Origin of the sequence: Sutcliffiella rhizosphaerae (genome assembly GCF_917563925.1) — a bacterium.
Lineage (GTDB): Bacteria > Bacillota > Bacilli > Bacillales > Bacillaceae_I > Sutcliffiella_A > Sutcliffiella_A rhizosphaerae.
The window spans coordinates 20,568-27,343 of record NZ_CAKJTJ010000041.1 but is presented as its reverse complement, the minus strand read 5'-3'; the positions used below and the strand labels follow the sequence as shown (position 1 = coordinate 27,343).

The following is a 6,776-nucleotide window of genomic DNA, read 5'->3' as shown; positions in this document are numbered from 1 at the left end:
CCGTATGGGTCACCAAAGTTTTTTTCCGAAAGCAATAATAAATATCTATTACATAGGAGGATTAGCTCAGCTGGGAGAGCACCTGCCTTACAAGCAGGGGGTCGGCGGTTCGATCCCGTCATCCTCCACCATATTTTTTCATAAAAGTGAAAATATTATTATACTCCCTTGGAGGGGTAGCGAAGTGGCTAAACGCGGCGGACTGTAAATCCGCTCCTTCGGGTTCGGCAGTTCGAATCTGCCCCCCTCCACCATTTTAACTTCGAAATGTAAATTCCGAAGTTTTTGTTTGAAGTAAAAGTATAATCTCTCGATTAAGAAGAGATAATAAGTGAAGTTAGTTTTCTTTGAAATTTGGGAATGTAATACATAGAGTGGCTTTAAAAATGTGATGGTACATAATTTTGGAGTCGATATTATTTCGCTTATTTCCTTCAGAAATAATCAACATAATATCTGCGGTGTTTTTGCATGTAGCATATTCAGGGAAGATAATTCATGATGATTAATCAGTGGGCTATAGCCAAGCGGTAAGGCATCGCACTTTGACTGCGACATGCGTTGGTTCGAATCCAGCTAGCCCAGCCATGTGCCATTAGCTCAGTCGGTAGAGCATCTGACTTTTAATCAGAGGGTCGAAGGTTCGAGTCCTTCATGGCACACCATTTTTATAATTCAGTTTAAGGGGCCTTAGCTCAGCTGGGAGAGCGCCTGCTTTGCACGCAGGAGGTCAGCGGTTCGATCCCGCTAGGCTCCATAAATAAGTAGAAAAGTCACAAACCTAACAGTTTGTGACTTTTTTTGTTATTTAAGAAGAATATCACCAACATTAGTATCATGCAGGATTATTTGAAGAATAACCCTACAATTACTATGCGGCATTATCACCAAAGGAAAGATTTGATTCCAACAATTATGCAGAGAGGTTAGTATCATTTTTTTATTAATAAGGCTCACTTTACCTGCTTTAAGCATTACTTGTATACCTCGTTCCAAAGTCTAACGAATGAATAAGTTACTTTGGCAAGAAAGGCTCTCACCATAGAGACTTTTTTTGTTTATTAGAAAAGAAAAAGTCTATCCCTACTGAACAATCCCTGCTAAGATGGATAGGAAGGAGATGGAACATATGAAAATATTAAGAAGGTCGCTACTATTAGTAAGCTTGTTGGTGGTTGGAAGTGTGTTGACCGCATGTAGTGACATTGTAAATAAAATAAGTGAACAGGCCGAGGCGGAAGAAGGAATTCTTGCCTATCTAGAAGTTAGTAATCCAGTTATTGAATCTGGTGTCGCTACAGAGATAGAAGCTGATGAATTTGTGTTTGGTGCAGAAGATATGGAACAGGCTCACGCATTTTTAGTAAAGACAACGATTCCCGCCCTTGAAAAACTGGTGAAAGATACTGAGTCGATTGTCGTTACTTTTGAGCCGTTGCAACCTTCTCATGATAAGTTGATTGAGGCTAATAAAAAACTTTTAGAAGCCTATTCGACCTACGCCGACGGGTTTTACAATGAGGATGAAAGCTTGCTGGAAGAAGCCGACTTGCTTTACGACGAATATGGCGTCATATTTGATGAGCACGAAGTGTTATTCACAGAGGTTACGGATGAATATAATGTAGATGTAGAAATAGAAGAGTAGGGTAAAAAAGATGGAGGTTCTGCCATCTTTTTTTTGTTGGAGTTCTTCTTACGAGTATACTACGTGATTTAGTTAGTATATTTCGTTTTCTTCTGTAACTAAACTGCTGGTAATGAGCAAACTACAATCATGGAGTTCTTCAGTTTGAGTTATCCCACAATTCTAAACTGCATATATATTCAAAACCTTGTCGAGTTGAGTCATCTATTGTTTTCCTTATACAATAGATGTAGATAACAAAAGGGGGTACACCTTCATGAAGAAGAATATAAGTATTATTGGAGTTCCGATGGACTTGGGTCAGACTCGTCGTGGGGTGGATATGGGCCCAAGTGCCATTCGATATGCCGGTGTGGTGGAAAGGCTAGAAGACCTGAATTACAATATTGAAGATTTAGGGGACATTGAAATTGGGAGTAGAGAAAAAGATACTTCTCCTGAAAGTAATTTGAAAAATTTGAAAGCGGTTGCAGAGGCAAGTGAAACACTTGCGACAAAAGTAGATAAGGTCGTAAGGAATGGTGATTTTCCGCTCGTACTTGGGGGAGATCACAGTATTGCCATCGGGACAATTGCTGGGTTAGCTAAGCACTATTCAAATATGGGAGTCATCTGGTACGATGCACACGGCGATTTAAATACTGGGGAAACATCTCCATCTGGAAATATTCATGGGATGCCACTTGCGGTTAGCTTAGGATTAGGTAATCCAGTATTAACAAGTATTGGTGGCTATCAAAACAAGATTAAGCCAGAGAATATTGTCATAATTGGGGCACGGTCTTTGGATGATGGAGAAAAAGAAGTGATTAAGGAAAAAGGTATTAAAGTTTTCACGATGCATGAGATTGATCGAATGGGAATGGCAACTGTCATGGAAGAAGCAATTTCTTATTTGAAGGAAAAGGGAACGGATGGTGTTCATTTATCCTTGGATTTGGATGGACTGGATCCACATGATGCGCCCGGAGTTGGCACACCTGTGCTAGGGGGTATTTCTTATCGAGAAAGCCATTTAGCAATGGAGATGCTAGAAGAGGCAAATATCTTAACTTCAGCAGAATTTGTGGAAGTGAATCCGATATTAGATGAACGGAATAAAACAGCTACAGTGGCTGTCGCACTTATGGGGTCGTTATTTGGTGAAAAGCTCCTTTAAGCATATATGTAGAAATCAGCAACCACACTAAGGAGAGGGTGCTGATTTTCTTTTTGATTTTTGATATTGGTTTATTAACGAATCAAGCTTTGTACTTGCTTCTATTACTTCTTTTGATTGTAAATGGTAGGCTGTTGATAGCCTAATCATTTCTTCTCTCTTTCTCTCGATGGCTTCTTGCAAATTAGTTGGAAGGTGGATGCCCAATATAAAACACCCCTTTTTTCGTCATAAGAACTAATTTTTGTAATTTTTACCCTCTTTTAAGCTTTTCTAAACCATATGCAGTAAATTTTTGTTAAAATAAAATTATAAATAAAGCGTAAATTAATTTTTATATAGAAAATGAAACCTTTAGAGGCGATGACACGTAATACAAGTCGACCGCCAAACAACGGGGGAACGGAATGGAAGAGCTAATCAGAAAAAGAATCAAACAAATTAAAAAAGGCGATCAAGATGCATTTGCGGAGATTGTAGAGTTGTATAAGGATAAAATATTTCAACTCGTCTTTAGGATGATAGGAAATGCACATGAGGCGGAAGATATTGCACAGGAAGCGTTTATCCGGGCGTATATTAATATCAACAGTTTCGATGTCAAACGAAAATTCTCTACATGGCTATATCGCATCGCTACCAATTTAACGATTGATCGTATTCGTAAAAAGAAACCGGACTATTATTTAGATGCTGAAGTTGCAGGAACAGAGGGCTTAACCATGTATTCACAGGTCGCAGCAGATGTTGCTTTGCCGGAAGAAGAAGTGGAAAGTATGGAGCTGCAAGGAGAAATCCAAAGGCAGATTCTCAAGCTTCCAGACAAGTACCGATCTGTCATTGTCTTGAAGTATATTGATGAGTTATCCTTGTTAGAAATCAGCGAAATATTAGAAATTCCTGTCGGGACTGTTAAAACTCGAATTCATCGGGGACGGGAAGCTCTAAGGCAGCAATTGCGCCATGTTTAATTCTGGAGGTGTAAGTAAAAATGAAAAATTGTCCGGAACATATCGTCCACTATATGCATGAGTATTTAGATGGGGATTTGGACAAAGAGCAAGAACAGGAGTTTAAGCAACATCTCCATGAATGTAAAGATTGCTATCAGCAATTTCATGATTTAGAAAAGGCGATGGCACTTGTCCAAAGTACCTCTCATATATCGGCACCAAATGACTTCACTCAAAGAGTAATGAATAGTTTACCAAAAGAGAAAAAGACAATCGGTTGGAATCGCTGGATGCGAACTCATCCTGTCATGGTTGCAGCAGCAATATTCTTTTTCCTGATGGGTGCAAGTTTGTTTGGAGGCTGGCAAGAAGAGAAATTTGCCTTTACCAATCAACCTAACTTAGTTGTGGAAAATGATACGGTGATTGTCCCAGAAGGTAAAGTGGTAGATGGGGATATCGTCGTTAAAAACGGCAACCTTCGGATCGAAGGAGAAGTACGAGGAAATGTGACCGTCATTAACGGAGAGCAATATTTAGCGTCTGCAGGCACAGTGACAGGTGAAATAGAGGAAATAGATCAATTATTTGAATGGATTTGGTTTACGATAAAAGACGGCTTTAAAAGTGCAATCAATATTTTTAATGATTAAAAGGGATGCCCGACACTGTCAGGCATCTTTTTGTGTGTAACAGGGGAAACTAACTCTACCGTTATGGCTATCAAACTTGAGGTAACGTTTGCGGAACCTCTTGAGGAAAGTTGTTAATAGTTCGCGGCTAGCAGCTAGACTCACAGCTGAAACATTGCGCTTTTCTTAGGTGAGCTACGGAAGTGGTTGCTAACCGCATTAGCATATATTTTATGGTATAATGTCATAGTTACGGGTTTCTCGTACTAGATAGATAAATCTTGTACTTTAAAGGAAGTGTGAGGATGCCTTTTGAAATACCTTTTGGAGATATGCCATATTTGAGTTATTTAGCAAATATTATAGATATTTTATTGGTATGGTTTGTTATCTATAAGCTTATCATGGTCATCCGCGGTACAAAGGCGGTCCAGCTGTTAAAAGGGATTACAGTTATAGTAGTTGTAAGGATTATTAGTAATTTCCTTGGCTTTAGTACGCTACAATGGCTAATGGACCAGGCTTTGACATGGGGATTCCTAGCGATAATAATCATCTTTCAGCCTGAGCTTCGCCGCGCCTTAGAGCAATTGGGCCGTGGGAAACTGTTCTCAAGAAGTGGAGTGGATGATGAAGAGGAGCATGCCAAAATGGTTGAGGCGGTGGTGAAATCCGTCCAATACATGGCAAAACGCCGGATTGGTGCGCTTATCTCGATTGAAAGAGAAACAGGGATGGGTGATTACATAGAAACGGGTATTCCGTTACATGCCAAGGTATCATCTGAGCTGTTAATTAATATTTTCATACCGAATACACCACTTCATGATGGAGCGGTTATTTTACAAAAAAGTCAAGTAGCGGCAGCAGCTTGTTATTTGCCACTGTCCGAGAGTCCTTTTATTTCAAAGGAGCTAGGGACGAGGCACCGTGCTGCATTAGGGATTAGTGAAGTAACAGATAGTATTACCATCATTGTGTCAGAGGAGACTGGAAGTATCTCTGTCACGAAGAATGGAGAATTGCATCGTGATTTGGAACCTGATATATTCAGTGATTTGTTGATAAAAGAGATGGAAAGTAGCTCAAGAACAACATCTTCGACTCGCTGGCAATGGAGGGGGAAAAAAGATGGATAAATTTATTAATAATCATTGGGTGATGAAAGCCATTGCTTTACTGATGGCATTTATGCTTTATATGTCCGTTAATATAGAAAACACTTCCCCACAACAGCGTGAAAATGTGACTGCTCCACCGTTTTCTGGCTCTGCAGATGTAGAAACAGTGACAGATGTTCCTGTAGAGGCTATTTATGATAGGGAGAGCTATGTTGTCTCTGGTGTACCACAAAGTGTGGCAGTCACGCTAGAAGGGCCAACAGCCTCTGTCAAACCTGCTGCATTGCAAAGAGACTTTGAAGTATTCGCAGACCTGTCTGGATTAGAAGTAGGTACCCACCAAGTACCTCTGCAATACAGAAATTTATCAGATAGACTCACCGTTGTAATAGAACCGGGAGTTGCAACGGTTACTATCCATGAGCGGATAACAATGGATTTTCCAGTGGATGTTGATTTTATCAATAGAGATCAAATGGAAGAAGGCTATCAGGCGGAACAACCAATTGTGAGGCCAAACATTGTAAAAGTAACAGGATCCCGTGAGTTAATTGAAAACATTGCACTTGTGAAAGCACGTGTGGATCTAAAGGATGCGAACGAATCCATTGAACAACAATCACGAGTTACTGTGTACGATATGGAAGGAAATCCTCTTAATGTGGAAGTAGACCCTGCGGTAGTGGAAGTGAGCGTTCCAATTACGAGTCCAAATAAAAACGTGCCACTGCGTATTAATCGAAAAGGGTCCTTACAGGAGAATTTAAGTATTACAAAAGTGGAAGCAAATCCAACTGAAGTAACAGTTTATGGACCAAAGGGTATATTAGATGACCTGGAGTTTATTGATAATATAGATATAGATCTTACTAAAATTACGGAGAGCACGACCATTGAAGTAGATGTTCCGCTCCCTGATGGTGTAAAACGGGTCGTACCGGAGAAAATCAAGATAAATGTCGAAGTAGAAAAAGAAGAACAAAAAACGTTTACGAATGTTCCCATAAAAGAAATTGGCTTACCAGATGACATGGAAATTGAATTTCTTGATCCGGAGAGCGGGTTGATGGATTTAACCGTACTTGGAGCGCCAGGTATTTTAGAGAACTTGAACAGTGATGACATGGAAATGTACATCAATGTAACAGACCTCAATGCAGGGGAGCATGATGTCCCCCTAGAAATAAATGGACCGCAAAATGTTTCGTGGGATTTACCAAGACGAAATGTAAAGATAAGGTTAATAGAAACTAACGAGTAGTA

At 39.9% G+C, this 6,776-nt stretch carries 7 protein-coding genes and 5 tRNA genes; 11 read left to right on the top strand and 1 reads right to left on the bottom strand.

Annotation, left to right across the window (positions count from 1 at the left end; all coding sequences use genetic code 11):
• Window positions 1–55: 55 nt before the first annotated feature.
• The 7 genes from LRP81_RS20385 to rocF all read left to right on the top strand — a co-directional run bounded on the left by LRP81_RS20385 (window position 56) and on the right by rocF (window position 2,807).
• A tRNA-Val gene (locus LRP81_RS20385) sits at window positions 56–131 on the top strand.
• A gap of 39 nt (window positions 132–170) precedes the next feature.
• Window positions 171–254: transfer RNA gene (locus tag LRP81_RS20380), tRNA-Tyr, on the top strand.
• A gap of 259 nt (window positions 255–513) precedes the next feature.
• Window positions 514–588: transfer RNA gene (locus LRP81_RS20375), tRNA-Gln, on the top strand.
• 1 nt (window position 589) lies between these two features.
• Window positions 590–665, top strand: a tRNA-Lys gene (locus tag LRP81_RS20370).
• A gap of 19 nt (window positions 666–684) precedes the next feature.
• Window positions 685–757, top strand: a tRNA-Ala gene (locus LRP81_RS20365).
• Between the two features lie 348 nt (window positions 758–1,105).
• Complete coding sequence (locus LRP81_RS20360) at window positions 1,106–1,648, top strand: hypothetical protein (RefSeq protein ID WP_230504589.1); 543 nt, start codon at window positions 1,106–1,108, stop codon at window positions 1,646–1,648.
• A 256-nt stretch (window positions 1,649–1,904) separates the two neighbouring features.
• On the top strand, window positions 1,905–2,807 hold the full coding sequence (gene rocF, locus LRP81_RS20355; protein WP_230504587.1) for an arginase: 903 nt from the start codon (window positions 1,905–1,907) through the stop codon (window positions 2,805–2,807).
• Window positions 2,808–2,834: 27 nt separating this feature from the next.
• Here rocF and LRP81_RS20350 read toward each other — a convergent pair whose 3' ends face one another.
• Window positions 2,835–3,014, bottom strand: a complete 180-nt coding sequence (locus LRP81_RS20350; RefSeq protein ID WP_230504585.1) for an aspartyl-phosphate phosphatase Spo0E family protein — start codon at window positions 3,012–3,014, stop codon at window positions 2,835–2,837.
• 200 nt (window positions 3,015–3,214) lie between these two features.
• On the opposite strand from LRP81_RS20350, the gene sigW reads away from it, so the two are divergent.
• From sigW to LRP81_RS20330, 4 genes are all read left to right on the top strand, one after another.
• Entirely contained in the window at window positions 3,215–3,778 is a 564-nt protein-coding gene (gene sigW, locus LRP81_RS20345) for an RNA polymerase sigma factor SigW (RefSeq protein WP_230504583.1), read from the top strand.
• 20 nt (window positions 3,779–3,798) lie between these two features.
• Entirely contained in the window at window positions 3,799–4,413 is a 615-nt protein-coding gene (locus LRP81_RS20340; protein ID WP_230504581.1) for an anti-sigma factor family protein, read from the top strand.
• Window positions 4,414–4,709: 296 nt separating this feature from the next.
• A complete protein-coding gene (gene cdaA, locus LRP81_RS20335; RefSeq protein ID WP_230504591.1) occupies window positions 4,710–5,531 on the top strand; it encodes a diadenylate cyclase CdaA in 822 nt (273 codons plus the stop codon).
• The gene (locus LRP81_RS20330) at window positions 5,524–6,774 is read left to right on the top strand and encodes a CdaR family protein (RefSeq protein WP_230504579.1); all 1,251 of its coding nucleotides are present in this window, start codon (window positions 5,524–5,526) and stop codon (window positions 6,772–6,774) included. Before cdaA ends, LRP81_RS20330 begins: the two co-directional genes overlap by 8 nt.
• The last annotated feature ends 2 nt before the right edge of the window (window positions 6,775–6,776 follow it).